This is a genomic window from Actinoplanes sp. NPDC023936 (genome assembly GCF_040639325.1).
Taxonomy (GTDB): Bacteria; Actinomycetota; Actinomycetes; order Mycobacteriales; family Micromonosporaceae; genus Actinoplanes.
Genome location: NZ_JBEZZR010000041.1, coordinates 24,482 through 49,671 on the forward strand (window position 1 = coordinate 24,482; position 25,190 = coordinate 49,671).

Sequence of the window (25,190 nt, forward strand, 5' to 3'; positions counted from 1 at the left end):
GAGGATTGAGGATTGAGTGAGCTTCGACTTAGCTATCTGGCATCAAGCTGCTCCGCTCACGGATGAGGAGGCCTTCGCGATCTACGACCGCTTGACCGACGGTTTCGTGGGCGTGGTCCAAGAAAGCCCTGCCGTACAGAAATTCCTGTCGGATCTCCTGGAAATCTACCCCGAGGATACTGACGAGTCTGATCCGTCGCCCTGGGCGTCCGGAATATATTCGAATAGCGAATGTGTCCTGCTGGCTATCTCCTGGTCGAGGAAAGAGGAGGTCTCGACGGTTGTGGAAGGGCTGGCAGTCAGGCGCGGACTGGTAGTTTATGATCCACAGTCGGGAGTGCTGAAGAGGTCGACCCAATAGCTTTGCTTTTCTTCGTATGCCAAAGGCTTGATCTCAATGTGATACATGCTCGCGCTGGCCCGAACCCGCCCGTCTGCTGCGTCGCACAGCAGGTCCAAGGCGCCTTGGGGTGGCGGTGCTGTCGGTGATGCGCCGGTTCCGAGGTTCCCGCAGCGCGTCGGGCGGTCATCGGAGCTCTCCTGCGGAGCGCCCCGTACCCGTTCGTCGCCGGTGGCGCGCGATGCGGTGCGTGTTCAGCGTTGCGCAGATGTGCAAGGGCATTGATAGATGCCCATGTGGCTTGTTAGCGTCTGCGAGCGGCTTTCGTGACGTCCAGGTGTGCCGCCTGATCATTCGCGGCCACTGGTCGTCCGCGAGGACGGCGCGTTCACGCGAACACGGGGGACAACAGAATGATCAGGATGACGGGTCGGCGAAGAGTTCTCGCAGCCTCTCTGGTGGCCGCTGCCATCGTGCCGGCCAGCCTGGCGGTGGCGAGCCCCGCGCGGGCCGCTGACACTTTCCAGTGCTCGGGCAGCGCCACGGTGTTCGGCGTCAACGCGAGCGGCCAGCTCTACCGCTACACCTACACCTCGCCCGGCACCGACGCGGCCGCCGGCTCCGCGGGTGTGCTGATCGGGACCGGGTGGAACGGTTTCAACCGGGTGCTGGGCGGGCCGAACGGCCGGCTCTACGGGATCAACGCGAACGGTACCTACCGCTACCGCTGGACCGGCTCGGACTGGGAGACCATCGGTGGCAGCCAGAGCCTGGCGATGGGCACGAACCTCGCCGAGTACGCGAACGCCGCCTACCGCAACAAGATCACCGTGGACGAGATCGGCGACTTCTACGGCGTGGACAGCGCCGGCAAGCTGCGGCAGTGGCGGTACGACGAGGGCACCCGAGCCTGGACGATCAACGGCAAGGTGCTGGACACCGGGTGGGACCGCTACAACCTGATCGTGTCGGCCGGGCCCGGCGTGCTCTACGGGCGCACCCCGGCCGGCCTGCTGTACCGGCACCGCTTCGAGACGACCAGTCAGCGCTGGGTGGTGCGCGATCAGCTGGTGGGGGAGTCCTGGGGCATGTTCCCGCAGGACATCTTCTCGGTGGGCGGGGACACGCTCTTCGGTCGTCAGACCAACGGCGACCTGTACCACTACCGCTTCCGTGAGGACAACGCCACCTGGCCGCTGAGCAGCAAGCGGGTGGGCGTGGGCTGGAACAGCTTCAACCAGGTCGTCGCGTCGACCGACACGTGCCGGCTGACCGAGCGGCACGTTCCGGCGGCGCCGGCGAACCCGGTGCAGCGGTACGCGCCGATGGCGGTGCAGCAGGGCCCGGCGAACGGCGCCTCGGTCGGCCCGATCGAGTACGTGTACACCGACAACATCGGCCGGTTGCGGCACGCGTACCAGTCGAACCCGGACATCTTCACCAACGCGCAGTGGTCGACGGTGAGCTCCGACGAGGCGTTCAGCGGCGAGCCGGCTCTGCTGCAGAACGGTCAGCAGGCGCTGCAGACGCTGGCCCACAACATCAACAGCGACGCGTGGTCGTTCACCCGGGCCGCCGCGCCGAGCACCGGCTGGCAGGCCGGGCAGAGCCTGGGCGGCCGGATGGCCTCACGGCCCGCGGCGGTCCGGCTCTCCGACAACACCCTTGCCGTGTTCGCGGTCGACGCCGGCGGCTCGCTGTGGTCGAGATTCCAGGACGGTACGGGCGGCGATCTCCTGCCGTGGCGCCGGCTCGCCGGGGAGAACCTCGAACCCGAGGTGACAGTGGTCGCCGGGGCGGATCGGTCGGCCACCCTGTTCGCGCGCCAGGCAGGCGGTGGTCTGCGGACGGCCACCTACGCCAACGGGGCTCTGTCGTCCTGGTTCGTCCTCGGCGCCGGACCTGACATGTCGGCGAACCCCGCGGTGGTCGTGTTGCCGGGCCGCAAGCTGCGGGTCTTCGCCACCGACGCCAACGGTGAGATCGTCAGCCAGCAGCAGAACGCGTCGGGTGCGTTCCCCGGTTACTGGAGCCCGGTGGGCTTCACCGCGAAGGGCGCGCCGGCCGCCGTGCTCGACCCGGCGCTGGGCCGGATGGCCGTGGTGGCCCGCGGTCTGGACGACGAGATCTACCGGGTGTTCGAGACCGGGCCCGGTGACGGGACCTGGGGCGCCTGGCAGCGGATCAACCCGGACGTGTCGGATCCCGCCCAGACCGATCCCGTGGTCGCCGAGTTCACCGGCTCGACCGGGCAGTCCTGGATGATCGTCTTCCGCAACCAGAACGACGTCACGCGGGTCTACACCCGGCAGGAACCGTCGGCCCTCGCCCGTACGTCGTCGGCGGCGCCGGGCCTGGCCGGCCACAGCCTGCCGAAGCCCCGTCCCTGAGCGCCGAGGACGGTGTCATGACTGGGATGCCGACTCCCCCGGCGGGGCGCTGGGGCCTGACCCCGCTGGCGGAGGCGATCTATCGGACGCTGATCCTGCTCGGCCCGGCGAGCGGCCCCTGCGTCGGCCGCGAGCTGGGCGTCGAGCCCATCCGGATCGGCCGGGGCATGAAGGAGCTGGAAGCCCTGGGCGCGGTGAACCGGCTGAGCCGCGTCGGTGGCCGGACGATGTGGCAGGCCCGCGCCGCCGTCGAGGTGAACAGCCTGGCCCGCACCTGCCGCCGCCCGCCCGCCGGAGCGGCCCGGCCCGCACCGGCGCCGGCCGGCACCCCCGAGGCCGTGCTGACCGACCGCGAACGCGCCATCCTCACCCTGCTCGCGGCCGGCGCGAGCGACGAGGAGGCGGCCGCCGAACTGGGCCTGTCCCGGCGCACGGTGCTCTACGCGATGCGCTCCCTCATGGACCGGCTCGGCGTGGTGAGCCGTTTCCAGCTGGCCCTGGCGCTCGGAGCCGCACAGGCGATCACCCTGAACCGGAGACCGCAGCGTCAGGCGGGTTAGCCAGTGGTTTCGATCGGGGCAGCGGCCCGCCTCGACGCGAGCCGGGCCGCTGTCTGCGGAACGAGACCTCGCTGAGCAGGTTTTATCCGTCTTCATGCCCATCGGCCGGATGTTCGCGCCGGACGGTGACGGGCCGTTCGAAGACGGTGCGCAGGACCACTGTGGTGTTCGCGTGGGAGACGGCCGGGATCGCCCGGATGCGATCGAGCGCGTCGGCGAGTTCGACGGTGCTGCCGACGCGGACCTTGATGAGATAGCAATCCTCGCCGGCGACCTCGTGGACCTCGAGGACACACGTTTCGTCCTGCAGGGCGGCATTGACCGCCGATTTGGCGCCAGGTTCAGCACTGAAGCGCAGCGCGACGAACGCAGCCGTCCCGGCGCCGACGGATCGGGGCTCGACGACGGCACGGTAGCCGGTGATGACACCTTCGCGCGAAAGCTTGTCCAGCCGGTCGCGCACGGAGGGCTCCGACAACCCGACGAGCGCTGCTAGAGCGCGGACGGTTTGGCGTCCGTCTCGGGACAGCTCGGCAAGCAGTATGCGATTGACGTGATCCAGGGGCTGCACCGCGACTGATCCTCCGATAGCCTTTATAAAGTATGGGTGAATGACTCTAGACCTTATTTAGTGAGGATAGCGAGGCGTTCAAGTGTTCTCAACGGCGGCAGATGGCCGAGCCCCGAGGCTTCGTGGCCGGTACCAACCACGTGGCGTGAATTTCCTGCGCAGCGCAGCCCTGGGTGACTGGGTGGTGAAGCTGTACGGGCTCGCGCCGCGGGGCCGGGCGGTGCGCGCCACGGTTGCCGAGGCGGCATTGGCCGCCGCCCAGCGGGTGCTTCCCACGCCCGCCATCAGCTCGGATCGCTACGGGGTCGGCTTCGTCATCGCCCATGACGCGCCACGGCTCTGCTACGTACTGACTTGTTGGTGGGCCGAGGAGAATGAGGTTCACCAGCGGATGCTCTCCGCGCCCGCCGACCGTCCCGAGCAGCTGGCGCCTCACCCGAGCGACGCGGTCGGATGCGTGTGGGAGCTGAGCGTCACCGACTTCGAGCGCCGCGCGTGGATCACCCATGTCCTGGCCAACCCGAACGGCCCGGACATCGACGGCTACCTCGCGCAGGAGTACTGCGATGACGTCTGAATTGCCCCCGGACGATTGCCTGACCCGGTTCGCCGACGCGTGGGCCCGCCCGGCTCGCCGCCTGGGCTGATGCTCGAGCCCGGCGGATGGCCGATCGGTCGCGCCGGATCTAGCATGAGCTCCATGAGTGACGTCAACGCCGGTGAGCTGCCCGAGCTGACGTTCGCACTCCCGACCATTCCGGCCTCCGCCGGAGCTCTGATCCGTGGCCGCAAGGGCCGGCTGCTCATCCTGAAGCCGACCTACAAGGGCGGCTGGACGATCCCGGGTGGGGTTGTCGAGATCGGCGAGTCACCCTGGGAGGCGTGTCGCCGCGAAACCAAGGAGGAGTGCGGCCTCGACGTCACCACCGGGCGGCTTGCGTGCGTGGACTTCCTTCACCCCCGGCCTGACCGTCCGGGTGGGATGCGCTTCCTTTTCGACTGCGGCGTCTTCGACGACGCCGTCTTGGACACGGTGGTCCTCCAGCCGATCGAGATCGCCGAAAGCCGGATTCTGCCGATCGACGCGGCGCTGCCCTTGCTCAGCGGACCGGTCCGGCGTCGGGTACGCGCCGCCTGGAAGGCAAAACGGGTGCGCTATCTGGAGGACGGCCGCCCTGTGCAGGGGGTCAGCTCTTAGCGACCTCGGGCCGTTCCCGCGTGGCTGCGCCCGCTGATGGTGCCGCGGGCGCAGCCGTCCGAGTTCAGGGCCGGTCAGCGCCGGGGACGTAGCGCCAGCCGGAACGTGCCCTCGCCGACACCGGTGAGGGTGCGGGTGTACTGGCGCAGGTACGTGTCCAGGAACGGCGACCGGTCGCCCTGGGTCGGCCGATCGAACCGGGGGTCCTGCAGCGCCAGGTCCAGCCGGGCCCGGCTCACCGCGATGGTGTTGCCGCTGGGGGTGTCGCGCCAGTTGCCGCTGCCGATCGTGCCGATCTGCACGCCGAGCTGGTGACCGGTCTGCAGGGTCCAGTCGGTGGATTTCAGGTCGAAGGCGACAGAGCCGGCTCGCTCGATGAGCGCCACGTTCTCGTCGAACATCACCGCGGTGCCGTCCGCGGCGACGTCCCACAGCCGCACCATGACGTTGCCCGGCGCGCTGGCCCGCAGCGTGATCCGCGGGGTCGCGGTGATCCGTACCCGCGAGGTTACCGGCCTCGACCAGCTGAAATAGCTGTGGGTGTCGCCGGCCATCGGCGTGAGGCGCTGGCCGGCCGGAGGCGCGGGATCGGTGTAGTGCTCCATGTCCCACTGTTGGTCGGCCGGTGTGGCCAGCGTCGAGGTGATGCCGTCGTCGACGTACTGCCCGTCGAGCAGTGTGGCGGTGGTGGACGACGTCGACATCGGCCAGGTCGGCTGAGCACGCCAGGCGCCGGTGTTGTCCTCGATCGCGAACGCGGGGTCCCGTACCCCCGGCTTGTCGTTCTTCAAGAAGCGGTCGTAGAAACGCATCACCTCGTCGAAGAAACCGGCACGGCCCTGCAGCAGCTGGCCTTCCTCGTTCGTCTCGTTGCCGCGCACGTGTTCCCACTGGCCCAGCCAGCCGCGTTCGACGCCGCGGTGATTGTCCAGGTACTGCTGCATGTCCTCGGGTTTGGTGTTGTTCTCGATGAAACCCTGGGTGACGAACAGCGGGGTGCCGGTGCCCTTGGCCTGCGCCGCGAGGTCGCGGGCGCGCCAGTACGCGGAGTCCGGATCGGGATTGTTGTTGTTCGTCAGGTTGTCGGCGAGGCACTCCGGGTGGCTCTGCTCATAGGCCGCGTTGGCCCGGTAGCGGGCGCTGTCGTCGGGCAGCGGCGCCATCGTGACGATGCTGTTGTAGGCGTTCGGGGTGGCGGTCACGTTGGGCCGGGGCACGCCGTTGCTGAACAGGTAGTTGTACATGTCCCACACCGGCTCCTGGGCGACCACCGCCTTGAGGGCGCGCAGCCGCAGGTTGTTGCCGACCAGGCCGGTCGCCGCGTCGTAGGACTTGCCGTACATGCCGACCTTGCCGGTCGACCACGGCCGGCTGGCCGTCCACTGGATCGCGGCCTTCACATCCGCCTGCTCACCCGGGCCCATCCAGTCCAGGCAGCCGGTGCTGCCGCCGAATCCGCGCAGGTCGACCATGACGTAGGTGTAGCCGCGCTGGAACAGGTCGGTGCCGCTGGTGAAGTCCGCGAACCGGTCGGACGGCCCGGTCCGGGTCCAGCCCTGCGGCCCGGTCTGGCCCGCATGGCTGACGTAGGAGCTGACGACGAGGATCACCGGCGTCTTCGCATGCGCGGGCAGGTGCGCCGGGCGCAGCACGTCGGCGTGCAGTTCGACGCCGCTGTTGTCGGCGGACGGGAAGTAGGCCTCCGTCCACACCGCCCCTTCCGGCACGCGGGGGTTCTGCTCGTGGGTGACGCCGTCGGGAGCGGTCGCCGGCGCTGCCGGTGCGGCGGTGGCCGCGCCGCTCACCGCGAGCGTCACCGCCGTGATCAGGGTGCCGGCGGTGATCGTGGTCCGTCTGAGGATGCTCATCCGACCTTCCAGGCATAGACAGGAATCTTCAAGATCAAAATCATGTGCCCGCCTGGTTGCATGGTCACCCTGGGGCCCTCCCGGGGAGAACGGGCTGCGTGCGTGGTCACCCCAAAACCGTTCACCGACGCGCCGTGCACGACGTGGTCACCGTCGCTGCCGGGCTGCTCTCCGACGTGATCGTGACCGGGATGCGCCCGGTGCCCTTGACATGCACCTCCACCGAGGAGCTGCGCCCGCCGGGCACCGCGGTGACGGCGCGCGGCAGCACGGCGCCGGGCGCCGCGATGCGGAACACGTCGGTGGCACGGCCGGTGTTGCGGATCGGGACGTCGCACCGCGCCCAGCCGGAGGAGCCGATGCGCGCCGTGTCCGGCGCCGCCTTCACGCCGCGGGCGGACGGTCCGGCGCCGTCGAGCGAGCGCACCGCGACCTGGTACGACAGCGCGCCGTCGCGGTCGCGCTCGCGGTCCAGGACGTAGAAGTGCAGCCGGTTGGCGGTGTCGGCGTACTCGAAGAGGCTGCCCGAGCGGGTCCCGGCGTGCAGCAGCGCGTCGGAGAGCTGCCGGTAGTCGCCGATGGTCATCTTCTGCGGTGTCCCGTCCGGCAACACGAAGTCGACCTTGTCGATGTCCTGCGGGTTGGCGTCGATGGTCCAGATGAACGGCGCGGCGTCCTCGTCCTTCGTCTTGGCCAGCAGCACACCGGAGTCCGGGGTGAACGAGTCGAAGCCGATCCGGTCGACCACTTCCACTGTGTAGTTGTCGTATCCGCCGCCGTCGCAGTACGGATCGGTCGCGGTGTCGCAGGCCGCGCCGCGGTCGCCGCCGTCCAGGGTCACGTTGATCCCGGCGAGCCGGCGGCCCGCGGGGTCGATCGCGCGGGCCGTCACCCGGGTCACCACGACGCCGGACTCGGCGAGCGCGTCGCGGGACAGTTTCAGCACCGCGTCGTCATCGACGATGCCCAGCTTCATCTTGTTGCGCAGCATGTGCTGTGCGCCCATCGACGCGCCTGCGGTACCCGGGATCAGCCATCGGCTGTGCGGTCCGCCGGGCCCGTTGAACGTGCCCCGGCTCAGCATCTCCCACGGCCCGCTGTAGTCGCGGCGAGCCGGAACACCGTACGGATTGTTGTAGTTGTCGCCGATGCCGAGAATGTGGCTGAACTCGTGGGCGTACGTCGACATCCCCGAGCTCTCGGCCTGCACCGAACTGCCCTGGGTGGCGTTGGGCCAGACGTTCGCCGAGGCCTGCCAGGACGTCCAGTCGACGTAGCGTGTCGCGTTCCAGTTCGGCAGCGCCTCGTCGGGCGGGCCGAACGCGTCGCTGACGTCCTCCTTGCTCGCGAACTTCATCTGCCCGAACTCCTGCCAGGTGGCCGACTCGTCCTGGCCTGCGGAGAGGAAGAAGACGAAGTCGTACGCGGACGCCTCCTGCTCGCCGACCGCGGCGATCCACGCGGCGCGAGCGTCGGCGCGCAGATCCCGGCCGCACCGGTCGCCGGCCGGGCAGCCCATGCCGCGCTGCATGGAGTTCTCGACGCCGTACTCGTGGCTCTTGGCAGGCATCTGGTACACCCCGAACGCGCTCAGCTCGATGCCGAACCGCCCGTTCGAGTCCTCCATCCAGTACTCGTGGATGGTGTGGCCGCGGTTGAGCGCCCCCGGGGAGTTGAGGAAGTCCCGGTAGAACGCCGGAACGTCAGAACGATCCAGATTCTGTACGCCGGAAGGGTTGCCGTAGATGGTGGAGTTCGCCGGCTGGGTCACCACGAACGGCTGGTTCGGGTAGTCGACCAGCACGAGGGCGCCGTTGAAGTTGCGCTCCGAGCCGCGTACCGCCGGATCCGCCCAGTTCGTGCCCGGCACGGCCCGGTAGTCCGACCAGGTCATCGTGTCCGGGAGCTCGTAGCGCTGCGGGTCGATCGGCTGCGGTCCACCGCCCGGGCGTGCCAGCGTGGCCGCCTCGTCGAGCTGCCACGGCTGGGTCTGCGGCCAGTGCCGCGCCCGCCACGGCGTGTCCGGGTCGTCGCCCGGCGGCGCGGCGGCCGCCGATGCCGCGGGGAAGGCGCTGACCACCGCCAGTACCGTCACGGACAGGGCCGAGAGCAGACGTTGCGCCGTCGTCATAGCGCCATCGTGGCAAAGAAATCGACATCTCTCAATGGCGGTGTTCTTCGGCCACGGTCTCCGCTACGGCCTTCATGAGCCGCTCGGCCAGGTTCACGGTGGCGTCGAGTTCGGCCTCGATGGCGCTCGGTGTGGACTGACGACTGATGACGCGTACCAGCCGGTTGTCCTGCGCCCAGAACGCCATCCGCGGGACGCTGCTTTTCGTCGGCTTGATCCCGAGCTTCTCGCCCAGCCACGCCTGCACGCCCGGGTCGGTGTCCGAGGAGATCGGATACTCGGACGAATCGAGGATTCGCATGAACGGCAGCGCGACGGGCAACGTCACCCGGAGCGCGGCCTTCTCCGTGCTCGATGTGTCCCGGTACGAGAAGATCAGGAACGGGAAGCCCTTCCGCTCACCCGCGACCACGTCGGTCGCGTCGATCCGTCCCTGCAGGTAGGGCTTGAACAGGCCGGCTTCGCCGGCGAGGGTCGGATGCTTCCGCTCGTACGTCCATCCGTGCGCCGCGGCCAACGTCCGCCGGCCCGCTGGGGTTCGTGCCACGACCACGAACGCCACGATCACCGAGATCAGGAGCACCGCCGAGATCAGCAGCGGCACAATCGCCACGAACCGCCAGATCAGGTCGTCCGAGCGGAGCTTCTCGGGCTGAACGGCTTGCAGCTGCTTCGCCTTCATTTCCTCGTAGGTGCCTCCCCGGTCCCCGGCGCCCTTCCCGAACGCCATGCAGACGTCCCCGGGGCTCATCACCTTGCCGTCGCACAGCACCGCCTCGGCGCCTCTGCGTTGCGACTCGGCCCGCAGTTCGGCATTCGACTTCCAGTGGCTGTCGAGCAGCCAGACCCCGAGCCAACCGATCAGGATCGCTGTCAATCCGACGACCAGGCGCCTCGTCAACGTGTGAACCATGGAGCGAACCATAGTGAACTAGGTCTATGAGGTGCGTCGCGGCTCGCGGCAGGCTCCGGGAGCCGATCGCGCTGCGCGGCGCGCGCCGGTGGCGATGGGCCGACGAGGCGTGGCGGGAGTGGCTGCGCCGTTCTCCGGCGGGCGTCGAGGTGTGCCCCCGCTGGAACGCGGCCGACGATTACCGCCACCTGCTCGGCGCCGCCGACACTCGCCCCGGGCCCGGCCGCCGTCAGAGTGGCGCGCCCGGCAGGTGGCTGCCGTGCACGGCCATGCGTTCCACAGTCGACTCACCCGTCAGGAACCCGGCGGCCGTGATCCGCGCGACGGTCTCCCGGTAGGCCGGTGACGTCTCGAGCGCGTCCGCGGCCGCCGCGTCCTGCCAGAGCGTGACGACGGTGCACCGCTCGCCGTCGCGGCCGAACAGCAGGCCGCGGAAGCCCGGCTGCGCGGCGAACATCGGCAGCGACTGCTCGGCGGCGAAGCGCTCGTACTCCACGGCGTGGCCCTCGTCGACGCGGGTGCGCCAGATTCGCATAATCATGATCAGATCGTGCCCCAGCGGCGCAGGGCGTCCGTGGTCCGGGGACCGGCCCACGACGCCGGCATCGGATAGGGCATAGTGTCCGGCGTTCATCGACCGATGTTGCTTGCTTCGAAGATGAGGTGAAAGTGCCGACGAGCATGCGTTCCCGAGGGTCTCGAGCCGCCGCGGCGGTCGCGCTGGCCGCGACAGCGCTCTCCGTGTCGGCAGCCCCGGCAGCCGGCGCGCCGACGCCCGTGCGCATCCTGAGTGTGTCGGCGGAGAACGTGAAGCCCGGCCAGACAGTGCGCCTGCGGTTCCGCGTCACGAACACCGGGAACGCGGCCGAGACGGCGATCGTGGTGATCGGTGGCGGCCTGCGATGCACCACCGGTTGCCGGACAGAGCCGAACCTCAAATCCGGCGAGAGCCGGGACTTCGCCACCACGCTCGTCGCGCCCGACGCCAACCCGGGGGAGACGACCGGTCTCAACATCTCCGTCGGCGTGCGGCTCGGCGGGCAGAACAGCTACGCGCACCAGGGGATCTCCGTCCACGGCTCGGGCACCTCGACGCCTAGCTCGAAAAAGCCCTCGAGCGAGGTGAGCCGGGTATCGGGCCGGGTCCGCGACTCCGCCGGAAAGGCCGTCGCCGGCGCGAAGGTGATCGTCCGGGACAGCGCCGGACACGAATACCGCACGACCAGCAACAGCAGCGGCCGATTCTCGATCACGTCGGGCGCCGGTGAACCGGTCGTCGCGGGCCGCATCACGGTCGTGGCGGCCCGGGACGGCTATCGCAGCGCTCGCACCACCGTGCGGGGCTCCGCCGGCGCTGTCGCGAGCGTCCGGCTGACGCTCGCCGCCGTCGCGGTGGCCACCACGACCCTGTCGTCGCCGTCACCGGAAGCAGCGGTGAGCCCGCCTGCGGCGGCGGGTGAGGCATCGGAGCCGGCGGCGAGCCTCGCCGCGGCAGCCCCCCGCGCCTTCGAACCCGTCAGCGACGAGGGCGGCAGTTCGCTGCCGTTCACGGTCCTCGGCGGCCTGCTGGTGGCCGTGGGTGCCCTCGCGCTGCTGCTGATCCGCCGCCGGCGCGCCTCGAGCGAGCCCGCGCCGGCGACCGCTTCATCAGCTGTGTCGGGTACGGGCGACGCGCCGACGGCGGTGTTCCCGACACTTCCGCCAAACGGCGGGCCACCCCGCGGGTAGCGGTCATGTCTCCTGGAGCGCCTGCGGCCCGCGCACGCCGCCGCCGACACCGGGCGATCAGCCGCAAGGCCGGGGCGCTCAGTCCGAAGCGCGGGCGATACGCCAAGCGGCTGCGAATGCTTGCGCCGGGTTGGTGACGAAGATGGCGTCGGCTGTTTCGCGGCCCAGTTCTCTGATCAGTGTGGGGTGCAGGGTGGCCGGCAGGTAGGGCATGCCCGGCGCGGAGCGCATCGAGGCCAGCGCCGTGTCCATGCCCAGCAGCAAGCGGGCCGCGTGACCGGCGTCCGCCAGGGCGGCCAGGGCATCGACCAGGCGCCAGTCCGACCAGTGGTGCCGCCGGGACGGGCCGTCGAAGGCCAGGAAGGCTCCGGCCTCGGCCAGCCGGAGATGCTCCCGGCTGTCGGGATGCCGGCCCAGATGCCCGAGGATCACGGACTGCGGCGGAACCCCGTGGCGCTCGCGGCGGCCGTGCCCGTGCGGGGCGCGAACCAGCGGTCGTGCAGCCGGCGCAGCGGGGCCGGCGCCCACCAGTTCCACTCGCCGAGCAGGCTCATGACGGCGGGCAGGAGCAGGCCGCGGACGACCGTGACGTCGAGCAGCAGCGCCACCGTCATGGCGAAACCGATCTCCTTGACCGCGATCAGATCGCCGAGCAGGAAGCCGAGGAACACCACGCCGATGCACAGGGCGGCGGCGGTGACCACCGTGCCGGACTTCTCGATGCCGGCGTGGACCGCCCGGTCGCCCTGGTGGCGATCCCGCTCCTCCCTGATCCGGGCGAGCAGGAACACCTCGTAGTCCATCGACAGCCCGAACACGAACACGAACAGCAGGATCGGTGTGGTGACGTCGATCGCGCCCCACGAGTCGAAGCCGAGCAGCGCGTCGCCGACACCCCACTGGAACACGATCACCAGCGCGCCGAGCGTGGCGAGCAGGACCAGCGCGTTCATCAGCAGCGCCTTGACCGGGATCACCAGCGAGCCGGTCAGCACGAACAGCAGCACCATTGTGGACAACAGCACGATCAGCAGGGCGATCGGGAAGCGGGCCGCCACGGAGTCGCGGTAGTCGACGAGTTCCGCGGCGGCGCCCCCGACCAGCACCGGGAACGAGGGGTCCAGGGCCCGGATCGCGCGGACCGCCTCACGGGCCGTCCGCCCCGCGGTCTCGCCCTCCGGCGTGACGTCGATGACGGCCACCGGCCCGGTGATGTCGGGGCGCGGCTCGATCCGCAGCACACCGCCGACCGTGTTGAGCGTATTCAGATAGTCACGGACCGCGGCGCCGGCCGGGTCGGCCTCCACGACCACGACGATGGGTTCGGCCTGACCGCCACCGAAGTCGCGCTGCACCGCCTCGTGCAGCTTGCGGGCCTCCGCCGAGGCGGGCAGGGCGCGGGCATCGGAGTTCTCCAGGTTGACCCCGAACAGAAACGGCAACGACAGCGCGAGCAGGCCGGCCGTGACAGCGAGCGCGACCGGACCCGGTCTGAGCTGCGCGAAGGTCGCGAGGCGGGCGAGCAGGCCCGGCCCGGAGGCGGTGCGGCGAGCCGACGGCACGGGAATGCGGCGGTGCGCGACGGCGATCAGCGCCGGTACGGCGGTCAGCCCGCCCGCGGTGCCGATGAGCACCGCGATCGCGCCGCCGAGCGCCATCGCGCCGAGCATCGGTTCGGCGAACGCGGCCAGGCCGGACATCGTCACGGCGACGGCGAGCCCGGAGATCAGCACGGTACGTCCGGCGGTCGCTGTGGTGCGGGCGAGCAGCTCCGCCACGGGCGCCTCGGGCTCGGCGTCGCGTTCCTCACGGAACCGGGCGATCACCAGTAGCGCGTAGTCGACGGCGAGCCCGATGCCGAGCAGCGTGACCACGTTGACGGTGAATTCGCTGACCTCGGTGAGCGCGGTCAGCCCGAACAGGCCGAGCAGTGTCACCGTCACGGTGGCCAGCGCGGCGGCGAGCGGGATCAGGCCGGCGACGAAACCACCGAGGATCACGATCAACGCGATCAGCAGTACGCCCAGCGCGACCGACTCGCCGAAGGCGGTGTCCGCGACGGCCTGGTCGGCGAACGCGCGCTCGGCCAGCTTCTCGCCGCTGACCAGCACCTCGGGTGCGTCGATGCGGTGCAGCGCGGCCGCGACCGCATCCTCCACCCGTTCCCGCCGGTCGTCCGGCAGACCCTCGTCCAGCTCGATGCGGATCATCGAACGCCGGTTGTCGGCACCGATCCGCCCGCCCGGAGCGCCGTACAGGTCCTCGACCTCCCGGACGCCGTCCATCGCGCGGATCTCGCCGGCGATCGCCGTGACGCCGGCGACCAGTGCCGGGTCCCACACGTCGCGCCCGCCCACGACGGCGACGATCATCGGGCCCTCCGGCTGCAACCGGTCGACCCGTAGCTCCGCGAGCTGCGACTCGGCGTCCGGCCGCAAACTGCCGGTCGTGGTGAGCCGGTCGAAGACCGATCCGCCCAGAATCAGCCCGGCGGTGATCAGAACCAGCCAGCCGCCGAGCACCGTCCACCGGCGGCGAGCGCACTGACGACCGAGTCCAGCCAACATCATCCGGACATGCAAACACGAACACCACAAAGAGATCGATGTGCATCAGCCGGACGTATGAGCAGTTGTGGCCGGTCGGCGGGCGGTCGGGGCGGACAGCCGACGGCTGGAGCGGTCGCCGTCCAATTAGGATTCGTCAATGTTCCGGGATGATTCCGCAGGTGGGGGGAGGAGCATGCCCGTGCTTCGGCGTGCGCTCAATGGATTCGTCGCTCTGGCGACAGTGGTGGCGGTCTCGTCGTTCGTCGGCGCACCGGCCGCGACCGCCGTCACGCTGCCGGCCGGCTTCCAGGAACAGATCGTCTTCAGCGGCCTGAGTTCCCCGGTCGACCTGGAGTTCGCGCCGGACGGACGCGTCCTCGTCGCCGAGAAGGGCGGCCGGATCAAGGTCTTCGACGACCTCGCCGACACGACCCCCACGGTCTTCGCGGACCTGTCGGCCACCGTGCACAACCAGTGGGACCGCGGCCTGCTCGGCATGGCGCTGGCCCCCGGCTTCCCCGCTGACCCGTACGTCTACGTGCTCTACACCTACGACGCGCCGCCCGGCCGGGACGCCCCGGTCTGGAACGACGTCTGCGCCAACGCCAACGACGGTCGTTGCGTGGTCACCGGCCGGCTCTCCCGGCTGCGGGCCGACGGCAACACGATGACCGGCGACGAGCAGGTGCTGCTGCACGACTGGTGCCAGCAGTTCCCCAGCCACTCGATCGGTGACATCGCGTTCGGCGCCGACGGGATGCTCTACGTCGCCGCCGGTGACGGGGCGAGCTTCAGCGCTGTCGATTACGGTCAGTTCCCCTCCGGGGCGCCGACCAACCCGTGCGCCGACCCGGTCGGCGAGGGCGGGGCGATGCGGGCGCAGGACATCCGCACGGCGGCCGACGAGACCCAACTGGACGGTACGCTGCTGCGTCTCGACCCGGCGACCGGTGCCGCGGCGCCCGGTAACCCGAACATCGGCTCCGCCGACCCGGACACCCGCCGGATCGTCGCCAACGGCCTGCGCAACCCGTACCGGATCACCATGCGGCCGGGCACCAACGAGACCTGGATCTCCGACACCGGGTGGACCACGTGGGAGGAGGTCAACCGGGTCGTCGACCCGACCGCGGGCGTGACCAACTTCGGCTGGCCGTGCTGGGAGGGCAACGCCCGGCAGTCCGGTTACGACAACGCCAATCTGGGAGTCTGCGAGGCCCTCTACACGGCGCCGGCCGGCACGCACACCGCGCCGTTCGTCGCCTGGAACCACTCCCGCAAGCTCGTCGCGAACGAGGCCTGCCCGACCGGCGGCTCGTCGTCGACCGGTGTGGCGTTCTACCCGGCGGCCGGCGGTTCGTACCCGGCCGCGTACCACGGCGCCGTCTTCTTCGCCGACTACTCGCGCGGATGCGTCTGGGCCTCGCTGCCGTCCACGCCCGGCGCCCTGCCGGACCCGGCGAACCTGCAGACCTTCGTGTCCGACGCCGCCAAGCCGGTCGATCTCGAGGTCGGCCCCGGTGGTGAGCTCTACTACGCCGACCTGGGCGGAACCATCCGGCGGGTGCGCTACTTCCCGGGCAACCAGCCGCCGAGCGCGGTCATCGACGCGACGCCGACGCAGGGCCCGGCGCCGCTGACCGTGACGTTCAACGGCACCGGCTCCACCGACCCGGACCCGGCCGACGAGGGGCGTCTGCGGTACGCCTGGGACTTCACCGGCGACGGGGTGACCGACTCGACCTCGGCGACGGCGACGTTCACGTACCCCACGGCCGGCACGTACACCGCGCGGCTGACGGTGACCGACACCCTGAACGCCACCCACACCAGCACGATCGCCATCACGCCCGGCAACGAGGCGCCGACCGCGATCATCGACACGCCGACCGTGGGCACGACCTGGAAGGTCGGCGACACGATCGGCTTCACCGGCCATGCCACCGACCCGCAGCAGGGCGCCCTGGCCGCGTCCAGCCTCGACTGGGACCTGGTCATGCACCACTGCTCGGCACCGGACAACTGCCACGAGCACGCCATCCGCAGCTGGACCGGCGTGGCGTCCGGATCGTTCGAGGCGCCGGACCACGAGTATCCGTCGTACCTGGAACTGAAGCTCGTGGCCACCGACCAGGAGGGCCTGACGCACGCCGTGACGCGCCGGCTCGACCCGGAGACGGCCGACCTGACGTTCGCCACGGTGCCGGCCGGGCTCCAGCTCACCGTCGGCTCGTCGTCCGGCACCACGCCGTTCACCCGGACCGTGATCCAGGGCTCGGCCAACTCGGTGTCCGCGCCGTCGCCGCAGGGCTCCTCGACGTTCGCGTCCTGGTCCGACGGCGGATCGCAGAGCCACGTCATCACCGCGCCCACGGCCGCGGCGACATACACCGCGACCTACACGACAGCCCCGGTGCAGCAGCGGATCGGCCACACGGCGGTGGGCGCGTCGCTGGACGGCGGCGCCGTGAACCACATGAACGGCTCGCGATTCGTCACCGGGTCCGACCCGGCGTCGGTCACGTCCATGTCGGTCTACCTGAAGTCCGTGCAGGCGGCGCCGAACAACCAGTACCAGCTCGCCATCTACGCCGACGCGAACGGCTCGCCCGGTGCCCGGGTGGCCACCAGCGCCTCGGGCACGCTGACCGCGAACTCGTGGAACACCAGCCCGATCGCCGCGACACTGGCGCCGAACAGGGCGTACTGGCTCATGTACAACACCAACGGCGACAACAACCTGAGCTACGACGCCGGTGCGGCCAACCAGAGCGCGTGGAGCGCCTCCACGGCGTTCGGCACCTGGCCGGCGACGTTCGGCCCGGCCAGCCGATGGAACGCGAAGTTCTCCATCTACGCGACCACCGGCGCCGACAACACGGCACCGCAGGTGACCGCCACGACCCCGCCCGGCGGCGCCACCGGGGTGGCCGTGAACGCGCCGATCACCGTGCGGTTCAGCGAGGGCCTGGCGGCCGGCACCGTCACCGCCGCGAACCTGGAGCTGCGCGGCCCGGGCGGCACGCTGGTCAACCGGACCGTCACCTACGACGCGGCCGAGCAGACGGCGACGATCACGCCGTCCGCGGCACTGGCCGCCGCCACCCCGTACACGGTCACCGTCCGGACCGGCGTGACCGACGAGGCGGGCAACGCGCTCGCGGCCAACCACCAGTTCTCGTTCACCACGGCCGACCCCAGTGCTCCGCGATTCGGGTACGACCAGGTGGGCGGCTCACTGGATTCCGGCGACATGGACTTCATGAACGGCTCGAGGTTCGTCAACGGCGCGTCGGCGCTGACGATCAGCCAGATCTCGGTCTACCTCAGAAGCGTTCAGGCCGCGCCGGCCAACCAGTACCAGGTGGCGATCTACACCGACGCTGGCGGCTCGCCGGGCACGCTGGTCGCGTCGAGCACGTCCGGCACACTGACCGCGAACTCGTGGAACAGCCGTCCGGTCGCCGCGACACTGGCGCCGAACACGGCGTACTGGCTCATGTACAACACCAATGGTGACAACAACCTGAGCTACGACACCGGCAGCGCCAACCAGGGCGCCTGGAGCGTGTCGCGTCCGTTCGGAACCTGGCCGGCATCGTTCGGCACGTCGTCGCGCTGGACCGCGAAGTTCTCGATCTACGCGTCCTGACGCTGATGGGGGCGGGTGCAGGCGCCCGCCCCCATCAGTCAGAGATCAGCGTCAGGGCAGGTTGATCGGGCCACCCTGCTGGCCGCCGGTACCCGCCACTGGTCGTCACCATGCCGGCACGGTGAACCAGAACCGGCTTCCGCCACCCGGGTTCTCGTCGACGCCGATGTGACCGCCGTGGCGTTCGACGATCCGCTTGCAGATCGCCAGGCCGAGCCCCGTGCCTGGTCGGCCGTCGCCGTTCGCGCACCGGTGGAACGCATCGAAGACCCGGCTCTGGTCGCCGGCCGGGATCCCGATCCCCCGGTCCGCGACCTCGACCCGCACGGTCCCGTCACCCTGAGCCCGCGCGCTTACTGTGATCCGCGGAGCCCTGCCCGCCGGTGTGTACTTGACCGCATTGCCGATCAAGTTGTCCAGCACACGCCGCACCAGAGCAGCGTCGCCGCGTACATCCGGCAACGCGCCGTCAATGGTGACCTCGTGATCGGCCGTCATGTCGTCAGCCAATGCCCGCAGAGACACCACGGTCATGTCGAGGGTGTGCCCGGCGGTGGCGAAGTCGAGCAGTTCCTGCGTCATCCGCGTCATGCGGCGCAGTCCTCGCTCGATAGCGGCGATCTCCCGCTCGAACTCCTCTCCCAGAGTGGTCGAGTAGTCCGCCCGCAGCAGATCAACACGCGCGACGACGCTGGTCAGCGGGCTCCTCAGGTCGTGTGATGCCATCGCCATCACGGCACGCAGCTCAGCCTCGCGCTCGGACGCCGTGCCGGGCCATTCCCCGGCCGGCGTCGTTCCGGGCTGTTCCGTCGTTCTTCCCGCACTTCCCGCTTCGGTCCGAGTCATGAGGAAATCGTCGCCCCGCCGGCCGTGCGTCCGCGTCGGCCCGCAACGGTAAATCGCCGGTGCCGCCAGGGCGTTGTCCGGGCCGGTGACGGTAGTGGCACGTACCGTCGGGGGAGTACCGCCACAGCTGTACGGCGCCTGCCGGAATTAACGCTGAAGCTGGTCGCGGCGAGCGCCGCCAGGGGCGACGATGTTCACATGACTGATAAAAAGGGCATTTCGGAAGCCTGTTCTTCTGTGCTCCGCCGCGCGGCCCTGACGATGGGGTGCTGTGCTGCGGCGCTTGCCGTAGTGCAGGGCCAGGCGACGGCCGGGTCGCCGTCCCCGGAGCTGCCCATCGCCGGACGGGCGGCTCCGGCACCCCGCTGCGGCCCTATCTGCAGCGGCCATATCAAAATCGTTCTCGATAAACTCGGGTTCCCTGTGGTCCCGCCCGATTACGAGTTGACAGAGGTGCCGATCGACATCTCGGTACTGGGCACACAGGACTTCCAGCGATGAGCAGCTCACTATCCCGTGGCATCAGGCGGATGCTGGTGGCTCCGTCATGGCTGTCCGAATCATTGGTGCTGACCGCCGCCGGATCGGTGGACCTGCTGCTCTGGTCGGGACACAACGAGCTCCAGGGCGGCGGCGTCGCGCCGTCCTGGCTCATTCCTGCCGTCAGCGCCGTGACCCTCGCGACGTTGCTGCTCCGGCACGGCTTCCGGCCGCAGTACTGCTGGTCCAGCTGCTGTGGGCGACGGGTTGCGGCATGGTGCTTTCCAAATACACGCCCCTGATGGCGCTGATCGTCGCGGTCAACGCGCTTGCGCAGAGGCGGCCCCCGGATGTTTCCCTGTGGGGGTGGGTGGCGTGTTGCCTGCCGTTCGTCATCTACGCACGCACCGGTGGCGGCAATGCGCAAGAGCAACTCACCCTGGTGGTCCTTCTCCTGGTCCTCGCCGGGACGGCGTGGCTGGTGGGATACCGCGCCCGGCGGACCGACCAGCGGATAGCCGAACGCGAGGCGGGGACCGTGGCCGCCCTGCGTGCTGAGCGCCTGCGGATCGCCCGAGAGCTGCACGACATCGTCGCCCATGCGGTGAGTGTGATGGTGTTGCAGAGCGCCGGCGCCCGTGCGGTGCTCGTCAGCGACCCGCCTCGCGCCGAAGCGGCCCTCGATGTGGTGCAGGACGTCGGCAGGCAATCCATGAACGAGCTGCGCCGGCTCCTCGGCCTGCTGCGGTCCGTCGACGGCGACGTCTCGGTGAACGACCCGCAGCATGGTCTGGCCGACATCGACGGGCTGCTCGCCAGTGCCGAGGCGACCGGGCTGACCGTGAGTCAACAGGTGTGGGGAACGCCGGAGACGCTCGATCCGAGTGTCGGGCTCGCCGCGTACCGCCTCGTCCAGGAGGCGATCACGAACACCATCAAACATGCCGACCCGCGGGCGACGATCCGTGTCGGCCTGAGGTGGGAGAAGGAGCATCTGACGGTGACCGTGCAGAACGAGACGCCCGGCAACACCAAACGCATCCCGGACGCACAGCCGTTGTCGACCGGCCACGGCCTGCTCGGCCTGCGCGAACGTGTGCAGACCGTCGGCGGCACCCTGCACGCCGGCCCGACAGGCAGCGGGTTCATGGTTCAGGCCGTCCTGCCGACGGCGCAACAGCAACCGTCCGGCGCTACCGCCGGCTCGCCGACGCCGGCGGCGGAAAGGGTGTTCCACTGATGCCGACCACCGTTCTGCTCGCGGACGACGAGAGGCTGATCCGCAGTGGGCTGGCGATGATGCTCTCCGTCCACCCGGACATCAAAGTCGTGGGGGAGGCCAACGACGGTGCCGAGGCTCTCCGGATGTGCCGCGAGCTGACACCTGATGTCGTACTCATGGATTTGAACATGCCGGTCATGGGTGGCATCGAGGCGACCCGGGAGATCACCTCGGACACCTTCACCGCGGACCCTGACTACACCGCGAAGGTGCTGATTGTGACCGGGCTCGGGGACGACGAGAACGTCTTCGCGGCGCTGAGAGCCGGAGCCTCGGGATTCGTGCTGAAGGACGCCGCCCCGGCCGAGCTCGCCTCCGCCATCGAGTGCGTGGCCAAGGGCAACGGCTACCTGGCGCCGGCCGTCACCCGGGGTGTCATCGCCGGTATCGCCACCCGGCCCGCCCCGGCCCGGCCGGTGGCGGGCCTGCTCGACCGGCTGACGCCTCGGGAGCGGGAGATCCTGGCGCTGATGGCCTACGGCCTGACCAACGAGGACATCGCCGCCCGCCTGCACCTGGCCATGGGCACCGTCAAGACACACGTCTGCCGGATCATCATGCGGCTGGAGGTGCACGACCGGGCCCAGGCCGTCGTCATCGCCTACCAGAACAAGCTCGTGACACCGGGCCACGAGTTGCGGCCACCGGCCCGCTCGGCGCCGACGACATCGCCACCGCGCTGAACTGAACACTCGACCGCGTACCTGCGGCTGGCAGACGCCGACGATCGTAGGAATCAACGCCGGGAAATACACCAAAACGCAGGCCACCCCCGGACCCGAACGCGGAAGTCATCCTTCTTCGCGGCAGATGCATGCGCTGGGTCAGGCCGCCCGTCGATAGGTGACGGTGCGTCCGGCGTCGCGGAAGCCGATTCGGTGATAGAGCTCTCGTGGCACCGGGTAGGCGGCGTCACCACGGGGGCACACCACGGCGAGGGTCGCCCCGGCGTCACGCATAGACCGCAGGCAGGCCAGGCTGACGGCAGCTCCGAGGCCACGCCGGGCATGCCGGGGGTCGGTGCCGACCGGTTCGAGCAGGGCGGCCCGGTTAACGTCGTCGTACCAGCCAAGCGCGGACGCCACCAGGGTCCCGTCGGACGCCTCCACCACCAGGTCGAGATCACGCCGGTAAGGCCAGGTCTCCGCGATCATCCGGTAGCGCTCGGCGGTCATGCCCGACTCGCCGTCACCGAGGTCGACCGGCGGCACCTGCAGCCGGCCGAGCCACTTCGGACGCCACGCCGCCCGATGCACCGCGGCCCGCTCGGCCACCTCACCGGGGCGGGTTGCGCGCACCCGGTAGCCATCGGGCAGGGTTGGCGCCGGGAGGTCGCCGTCCAGATCACGGACGCAGTGCCGGAAGTACGGTTCATCCGCTTCGCAGTACCCGGAGTTCCTAAGACCAGCGATCAATGCGGCGTCGGTGTCCATCGCGGTCACCGTCTGCTCGACCGAACCGGCCGCCTGGTCGAACCAGCGCAGCACTGCGGGCACCAGGCTCGGTGGCGCATGCAGTTCGAGGCGGCCCGGCGGGATCAGCCCGGCCCAGGCCACGACCTCACCGTCCGCGTCCCGCCACATTTCCACAGTGCGATCCGGGAGCGCTGCCCGCTGCCACGCCAGGTCACCGATATGCCAGTGACTGTCTGGCGTCCAACTGCGCTGAACGGCCCGCTGCATAGCCATCAGGTCGGCAGTCGTCACGGCGTGATTGTGCACCATGGAAGATGGCCGCGGTGCTTGCGGCATCCCAACCCTGGCATTCCTCCGATAACAAAATCGTCTTCATGAATGGGCAGGACGCCGCCGCCCTCTGCGGATCCACCCCGTGTAGCTGGTGATCTCTGAGCCTTTTTCATCCTGTGTAGGCCGGGTTCTCGATGTGGTGCAGGACGAGGATGGCTGGCCCGGTCTGCGCAGACCCGGCCCACCGCACTTCTGATCAGCCTGTTACAGATCGGTCCAGATCACGCCGAACATGGCGAGCAAGCCCATCACGATGAACGCACCGCCGACCACGAACGCCAACACCTGGGTGAAGACGGACTGGGCGGCAGCCTCCCGGGAGCCGACGTCACGCCGGAAGATGTCCCGGCTGGCTCGTTCGGAGGATTTCACGAACTCTTTGCGACCGATGATGACGGCAATCCCGGCGACCGCCATCAGTCCGTAGAGGATGCGCTCCATGGTGCCTTTCCTCGGTGAGGGGGTCAGTAATTGAGCCTTCTTCATCGTGACGGCGCAGGTCACGGCTCGGACAGCTGCCGAAGGTCGACATCGGACGGCACTCCCGGTAAGACAGCAATCGACCAAGATCAGATACCCAACCGGGAGCCTCGCTGTGCTGTCTTACCCTGCCGCGATTCCGTTGTCCACCCGAAGCCTGAACCACCTCACCGGCCTCATCCGAGCCCATCGCAACCAGCGCACGTCCCGATGGCGGCGCCTCGACCCGGGCCGGCAAGCCCTGCTCGCACTGGCCCACCTGCGTAACGGCGACACCCTGAGCCGTCCGCTGGCCTACGCAATCCTCGACGGAACTCTGATCCCGATCGACCGGGTCGCCGACCAGAAGCCCTACTACTCGGGAAAGCACCGCCGTCACGGCGTGAACGTACAGGTCATCGCCGATGCGGCAGGCCGACTGATCTGGGCTTCGGCCGCCTTGCCCGGGCTCGACCTACCTTGTGCCGGCCGGCCCGCCGCGCGAGTCGTACTGCCTTTCCCGAACCGTGCGTGCCCGCGTTCGCCACATGCGGCATTCCATTAGCCTGCCGGGGTGTCCCTGACGGCTGATGCCTTTCTCGATACCCTCCGCCCGCACAGCAGCGAAACCGAACGCGCCAAGATCCAGCGATATCTGCACACCGGACCCGACACCCAGGTGATGGGTATCCGGATGAAGATCACCTTCGACGCCGCGCGCGCGTTCACCCAGGCACCCCTGTCCGAGGTGGTGCGCCTGCTGGAGAACCAGTACTACGAGGCTCGCGTGGGTGCCGTGAGCATCCTCGACTTCAAGGCGCGCCGCCCGGACGCCGACCGGCGCGCTCTCTACGACACCTACATCGACAACCACGACCGGATCGACAACTGGGACCTGGTCGACCGGGCCGCCCCACGGGTGGTCGGCTGGTACCTGCTCGACAAGCCCCGGAACCCGCTCTACGAGCTGGCTGCGTCCCCGGACCGCTGGCGCCGCAGGACCGCCATCACCGCGACCTTGTTCCTGATCCACAACAACGAGGTGGACGACGCGCTGGCCATCTCCGCGCGCCTGCTCTCCGACCCCGAGCCGTTGATCCTGAAGTCGGTCGGCACCGCCCTGCGCGACGCGGGCAAGGTGGACCCGGATCGGCTGACCTCCTTCCTAGCCGAGCACGGTGACCGGATGACCCGCCCGACCCTTCGGGTGGCCCGCACTCACCTCAAGCCCGCGCCCTGACCGCCCGCCACCGGGTGGCGTGCCGGACGAGCGCGTAGTGACTGCGGCACTCCATTCGTGCCTTGCCATGCAGATCGTCGAGCCGGCCACCCCGGCGCAGAAGCTCGGATTCGTCCTGATGTCTGGTGAGCAGGCGGTCGACGTCGATGAGTGACGCCGGGTCGTCGGGGAGGCCGGGCCGAACGCGGTCATCGGCATCGAGGTGTTCTTCGGAGCCGAGGAAGGGCTTGGCGGGGAGCGGCGTGATCCGAGTGGCGCTGCCCAGGGACGGGAAGATTTTCTGCACCTGGGGCACGGCCGTCAGCGAGGAGTCGCTGATCAAGAAGATGGGCACCCTGTCCCCGGCCAAGCAGCTCGAGCTGGACGTTGCCCTGGCGCTCGCCGGCCAGGGCGTTGTCCATGAACGTGCACCGGGCCGGTTGACACGCCGGTCCGCGTGGACGGGAAGAGACCTCCGCTTGCCGCTAGTAGACCAGTCGTCTAGTGTTCTGGTTGTGGCCGACACGGGCCGCACGGACGAAAGGCCCTGACATGAACGTTCTGGTCGTTCTGACTTCGCACGACGAGCTGGGCACCACGGGCCGTAAGACCGGTTTCTGGCTGGAGGAGCTCGCGGCGCCGTATTACCGGCTCAAGCAGGCCGGCGCCGCCATCACCCTGGCGTCGCCGAAGGGCGGGCGCCCGCCGCTGGACCCGAAGAGCAACGAGCCCGGCTCCCAGACCGACGACACCCGCCGGTTCGAGGCGGATGCGGAGGCGTCGGCCGCCCTGGACTCGACCGTCGTGCTGAGCACGGTCGACCCTGCCGACTATGACGCGGTGTTCTACCCGGGCGGACATGGGCCGCTGTGGGATCTGGCCGAGGACGGCGACTCGCGTGCCATCATCGAGACCACGTTGCGCTCGGGCAAGCCGGTCGCGCTGGTCTGCCACGCGCCGGGCGTGCTCCGGCACGTCACCAACGAGGACGGCTCCCCGCTGGTGCAGGGACGCCCGGTGACCGGTTTCGCCAACACCGAGGAGGAAGGCGTCGGCCTGACCGAGGTCGTGCCGTTCCTGGTCGAGGACGAGCTCAAGGCCAACGGCGGCGTCTACTCCAAGGGCGCCGACTGGGCCTCCTACGTGGTACGCGACGGGCTGCTCATCACCGGTCAGAACCCCGCCTCGTCGGCCGAGGCTGCCGACGTGCTGCTGGCGGTGCTCGACGAGCTCGCCACCGCCTGAGCCGCTAGCCG

At 69.6% G+C, this 25,190-nt stretch carries 23 protein-coding genes and 1 pseudogene; 13 read left to right on the forward strand and 11 right to left on the reverse strand.

The genetic code is table 11. From position 1 onward, the window contains the following. Positions 1 to 16 precede the first annotated feature (16 nt). The 3 genes from AB0F72_RS35085 (at position 17) to AB0F72_RS35095 (ending at position 3,290) form a co-directional block, all read left to right on the forward strand. Entirely contained in the window at positions 17 to 361 is a 345-nt protein-coding gene (locus AB0F72_RS35085) for a hypothetical protein (protein WP_360440896.1), read from the forward strand. Between the two features lie 437 nt (positions 362 to 798). Next, positions 799 to 2,730: a tachylectin-related carbohydrate-binding protein gene (locus AB0F72_RS35090; RefSeq protein ID WP_360440899.1), complete on the forward strand. Its 1,932-nt coding sequence runs from the start codon at positions 799 to 801 to the stop codon at positions 2,728 to 2,730. A 17-nt stretch (positions 2,731 to 2,747) separates the two neighbouring features. Further along, entirely contained in the window at positions 2,748 to 3,290 is a 543-nt protein-coding gene (locus AB0F72_RS35095; protein ID WP_360440902.1) for a helix-turn-helix transcriptional regulator, read from the forward strand. An 82-nt stretch (positions 3,291 to 3,372) separates the two neighbouring features. Here AB0F72_RS35095 and AB0F72_RS35100 read toward each other — a convergent pair whose 3' ends face one another. Beyond that, the gene (locus AB0F72_RS35100; protein WP_360440905.1) at positions 3,373 to 3,861 is read right to left on the reverse strand and encodes an Lrp/AsnC family transcriptional regulator; all 489 of its coding nucleotides are present in this window, start codon (positions 3,859 to 3,861) and stop codon (positions 3,373 to 3,375) included. Positions 3,862 to 4,006: 145 nt separating this feature from the next. Here AB0F72_RS35100 and AB0F72_RS35105 point away from each other — a divergent pair, with 145 nt between their 5' ends. Both AB0F72_RS35105 and AB0F72_RS35110 read left to right on the forward strand, forming a co-directional pair. After that, entirely contained in the window at positions 4,007 to 4,438 is a 432-nt protein-coding gene (locus tag AB0F72_RS35105) for a hypothetical protein (protein ID WP_360440908.1), read from the forward strand. Positions 4,439 to 4,561: 123 nt separating this feature from the next. Then, complete coding sequence (locus tag AB0F72_RS35110; RefSeq protein ID WP_360440911.1) at positions 4,562 to 5,059, forward strand: NUDIX hydrolase; 498 nt, start codon at positions 4,562 to 4,564, stop codon at positions 5,057 to 5,059. A gap of 74 nt (positions 5,060 to 5,133) precedes the next feature. On the opposite strand, the gene AB0F72_RS35115 is transcribed toward AB0F72_RS35110, so the two are convergent. The 4 genes from AB0F72_RS35115 to AB0F72_RS35130 form a co-directional block, all read right to left on the reverse strand. Beyond that, a complete protein-coding gene (locus tag AB0F72_RS35115; RefSeq protein WP_360440914.1) occupies positions 5,134 to 6,927 on the reverse strand; it encodes a CocE/NonD family hydrolase in 1,794 nt (597 codons plus the stop codon). Between the two features lie 121 nt (positions 6,928 to 7,048). Beyond that, positions 7,049 to 9,058, reverse strand: a complete 2,010-nt coding sequence (locus AB0F72_RS35120) for a M6 family metalloprotease domain-containing protein (protein WP_360440917.1) — start codon at positions 9,056 to 9,058, stop codon at positions 7,049 to 7,051. A 31-nt stretch (positions 9,059 to 9,089) separates the two neighbouring features. After that, positions 9,090 to 9,971: a hypothetical protein gene (locus tag AB0F72_RS35125; protein WP_360440920.1), complete on the reverse strand. Its 882-nt coding sequence runs from the start codon at positions 9,969 to 9,971 to the stop codon at positions 9,090 to 9,092. A gap of 229 nt (positions 9,972 to 10,200) precedes the next feature. Further along, entirely contained in the window at positions 10,201 to 10,512 is a 312-nt protein-coding gene (locus AB0F72_RS35130; RefSeq protein ID WP_360440924.1) for an antibiotic biosynthesis monooxygenase, read from the reverse strand. A 140-nt stretch (positions 10,513 to 10,652) separates the two neighbouring features. On the opposite strand from AB0F72_RS35130, the gene AB0F72_RS35135 reads away from it, so the two are divergent. Further along, positions 10,653 to 11,699, forward strand: a complete 1,047-nt coding sequence (locus AB0F72_RS35135; RefSeq protein ID WP_360440927.1) for a carboxypeptidase regulatory-like domain-containing protein — start codon at positions 10,653 to 10,655, stop codon at positions 11,697 to 11,699. Between the two features lie 78 nt (positions 11,700 to 11,777). Here the strand turns inward: AB0F72_RS35135 and AB0F72_RS35140 are convergent, their stop codons facing one another. Both AB0F72_RS35140 and AB0F72_RS35145 read right to left on the reverse strand, forming a co-directional pair. After that, positions 11,778 to 12,131, reverse strand: coding sequence for a hypothetical protein (locus AB0F72_RS35140; protein ID WP_360440930.1), 354 nt, complete (start codon positions 12,129 to 12,131; stop codon positions 11,778 to 11,780). After that, the gene (locus AB0F72_RS35145) at positions 12,128 to 14,269 is read right to left on the reverse strand and encodes an MMPL family transporter (protein WP_360440933.1); all 2,142 of its coding nucleotides are present in this window, start codon (positions 14,267 to 14,269) and stop codon (positions 12,128 to 12,130) included. The genes AB0F72_RS35140 and AB0F72_RS35145 overlap by 4 nt, the downstream gene beginning before the upstream one ends. Positions 14,270 to 14,441: 172 nt before the next feature. Between AB0F72_RS35145 and AB0F72_RS35150 the strand changes: the two genes are divergently transcribed. After that, positions 14,442 to 17,900: a PQQ-dependent sugar dehydrogenase gene (locus tag AB0F72_RS35150; RefSeq protein WP_360440936.1), complete on the forward strand. Its 3,459-nt coding sequence runs from the start codon at positions 14,442 to 14,444 to the stop codon at positions 17,898 to 17,900. A 105-nt stretch (positions 17,901 to 18,005) separates the two neighbouring features. On the opposite strand, the gene AB0F72_RS35155 is transcribed toward AB0F72_RS35150, so the two are convergent. Continuing rightward, positions 18,006 to 18,746: a HAMP domain-containing sensor histidine kinase gene (locus tag AB0F72_RS35155; RefSeq protein ID WP_360440939.1), complete on the reverse strand. Its 741-nt coding sequence runs from the start codon at positions 18,744 to 18,746 to the stop codon at positions 18,006 to 18,008. 198 nt (positions 18,747 to 18,944) lie between these two features. On the opposite strand from AB0F72_RS35155, the gene AB0F72_RS35160 reads away from it, so the two are divergent. From AB0F72_RS35160 to AB0F72_RS35170, 3 genes are all read left to right on the forward strand, one after another. Further along, positions 18,945 to 19,247: a hypothetical protein gene (locus AB0F72_RS35160; RefSeq protein ID WP_360440942.1), complete on the forward strand. Its 303-nt coding sequence runs from the start codon at positions 18,945 to 18,947 to the stop codon at positions 19,245 to 19,247. 253 nt (positions 19,248 to 19,500) lie between these two features. Continuing rightward, a complete protein-coding gene (locus tag AB0F72_RS35165) occupies positions 19,501 to 20,466 on the forward strand; it encodes a histidine kinase (RefSeq protein ID WP_360440945.1) in 966 nt (321 codons plus the stop codon). Beyond that, positions 20,466 to 21,191 (forward strand): response regulator transcription factor, encoded by a 726-nt coding sequence (locus AB0F72_RS35170; protein ID WP_360440948.1) that lies wholly within the window; start codon positions 20,466 to 20,468, stop codon positions 21,189 to 21,191. Before AB0F72_RS35165 ends, AB0F72_RS35170 begins: the two co-directional genes overlap by 1 nt. A 141-nt stretch (positions 21,192 to 21,332) precedes the next feature. On the opposite strand, the gene AB0F72_RS35175 is transcribed toward AB0F72_RS35170, so the two are convergent. After that, a complete protein-coding gene (locus AB0F72_RS35175; protein WP_360440951.1) occupies positions 21,333 to 22,214 on the reverse strand; it encodes a GNAT family N-acetyltransferase in 882 nt (293 codons plus the stop codon). Between the two features lie 246 nt (positions 22,215 to 22,460). Beyond that, entirely contained in the window at positions 22,461 to 22,697 is a 237-nt protein-coding gene (locus AB0F72_RS35180) for a hypothetical protein (protein ID WP_360440954.1), read from the reverse strand. Between the two features lie 154 nt (positions 22,698 to 22,851). Between AB0F72_RS35180 and AB0F72_RS35185 the strand changes: the two are divergent. Beyond that, a pseudogene (locus AB0F72_RS35185) lies at positions 22,852 to 23,184 on the forward strand (transposase family protein); the annotation flags it as partial. A 105-nt stretch (positions 23,185 to 23,289) separates the two neighbouring features. Beyond that, positions 23,290 to 23,955 (forward strand): DNA alkylation repair protein, encoded by a 666-nt coding sequence (locus AB0F72_RS35190; RefSeq protein WP_360440957.1) that lies wholly within the window; start codon positions 23,290 to 23,292, stop codon positions 23,953 to 23,955. Here the strand turns inward: AB0F72_RS35190 and AB0F72_RS35195 are convergent. Further along, positions 23,939 to 24,277: a hypothetical protein gene (locus tag AB0F72_RS35195; RefSeq protein WP_360440960.1), complete on the reverse strand. Its 339-nt coding sequence runs from the start codon at positions 24,275 to 24,277 to the stop codon at positions 23,939 to 23,941. The genes AB0F72_RS35190 and AB0F72_RS35195 overlap by 17 nt on opposite strands. 209 nt (positions 24,278 to 24,486) lie before the next feature. Here AB0F72_RS35195 and AB0F72_RS35200 point away from each other — a divergent pair, with 209 nt between their 5' ends. Further along, the gene (locus AB0F72_RS35200; RefSeq protein WP_360440963.1) at positions 24,487 to 25,179 is read left to right on the forward strand and encodes a type 1 glutamine amidotransferase domain-containing protein; all 693 of its coding nucleotides are present in this window, start codon (positions 24,487 to 24,489) and stop codon (positions 25,177 to 25,179) included. The last annotated feature ends 11 nt before the right edge of the window (positions 25,180 to 25,190 follow it).

Excerpts from the sequence above, each read along its gene's own strand:
- AB0F72_RS35095 (WP_360440902.1), top strand. The coding sequence starts at position 2,748 with ATGACTGGGATGCCGACTCCCCCGGCGGGGCGCTGGGGCCTGACCCCG.
- AB0F72_RS35110 (WP_360440911.1), top strand. The coding sequence starts at position 4,562 with ATGAGTGACGTCAACGCCGGTGAGCTGCCCGAGCTGACGTTCGCACTC.
- AB0F72_RS35115 (WP_360440914.1), bottom strand. The coding sequence starts at position 6,927 with ATGAGCATCCTCAGACGGACCACGATCACCGCCGGCACCCTGATCACG.
- AB0F72_RS35120 (WP_360440917.1), bottom strand. The coding sequence starts at position 9,058 with ATGACGACGGCGCAACGTCTGCTCTCGGCCCTGTCCGTGACGGTACTG.
- AB0F72_RS35125 (WP_360440920.1), bottom strand. The coding sequence starts at position 9,971 with ATGGTTCACACGTTGACGAGGCGCCTGGTCGTCGGATTGACAGCGATC.
- AB0F72_RS35130 (WP_360440924.1), bottom strand. The coding sequence starts at position 10,512 with ATGATTATGCGAATCTGGCGCACCCGCGTCGACGAGGGCCACGCCGTG.
- AB0F72_RS35135 (WP_360440927.1), top strand. The coding sequence starts at position 10,653 with ATGCGTTCCCGAGGGTCTCGAGCCGCCGCGGCGGTCGCGCTGGCCGCG.
- AB0F72_RS35145 (WP_360440933.1), bottom strand. The coding sequence starts at position 14,269 with ATGATGTTGGCTGGACTCGGTCGTCAGTGCGCTCGCCGCCGGTGGACG.
- AB0F72_RS35150 (WP_360440936.1), top strand. The coding sequence starts at position 14,442 with ATGCCCGTGCTTCGGCGTGCGCTCAATGGATTCGTCGCTCTGGCGACA.
- AB0F72_RS35155 (WP_360440939.1), bottom strand. The coding sequence starts at position 18,746 with ATGACTCGGACCGAAGCGGGAAGTGCGGGAAGAACGACGGAACAGCCC.
- AB0F72_RS35160 (WP_360440942.1), top strand. The coding sequence starts at position 18,945 with ATGACTGATAAAAAGGGCATTTCGGAAGCCTGTTCTTCTGTGCTCCGC.
- AB0F72_RS35165 (WP_360440945.1), top strand. The coding sequence starts at position 19,501 with ATGGTGCTTTCCAAATACACGCCCCTGATGGCGCTGATCGTCGCGGTC.
- AB0F72_RS35170 (WP_360440948.1), top strand. The coding sequence starts at position 20,466 with ATGCCGACCACCGTTCTGCTCGCGGACGACGAGAGGCTGATCCGCAGT.
- AB0F72_RS35180 (WP_360440954.1), bottom strand. The coding sequence starts at position 22,697 with ATGGAGCGCATCCTCTACGGACTGATGGCGGTCGCCGGGATTGCCGTC.
- AB0F72_RS35200 (WP_360440963.1), top strand. The coding sequence starts at position 24,487 with ATGAACGTTCTGGTCGTTCTGACTTCGCACGACGAGCTGGGCACCACG.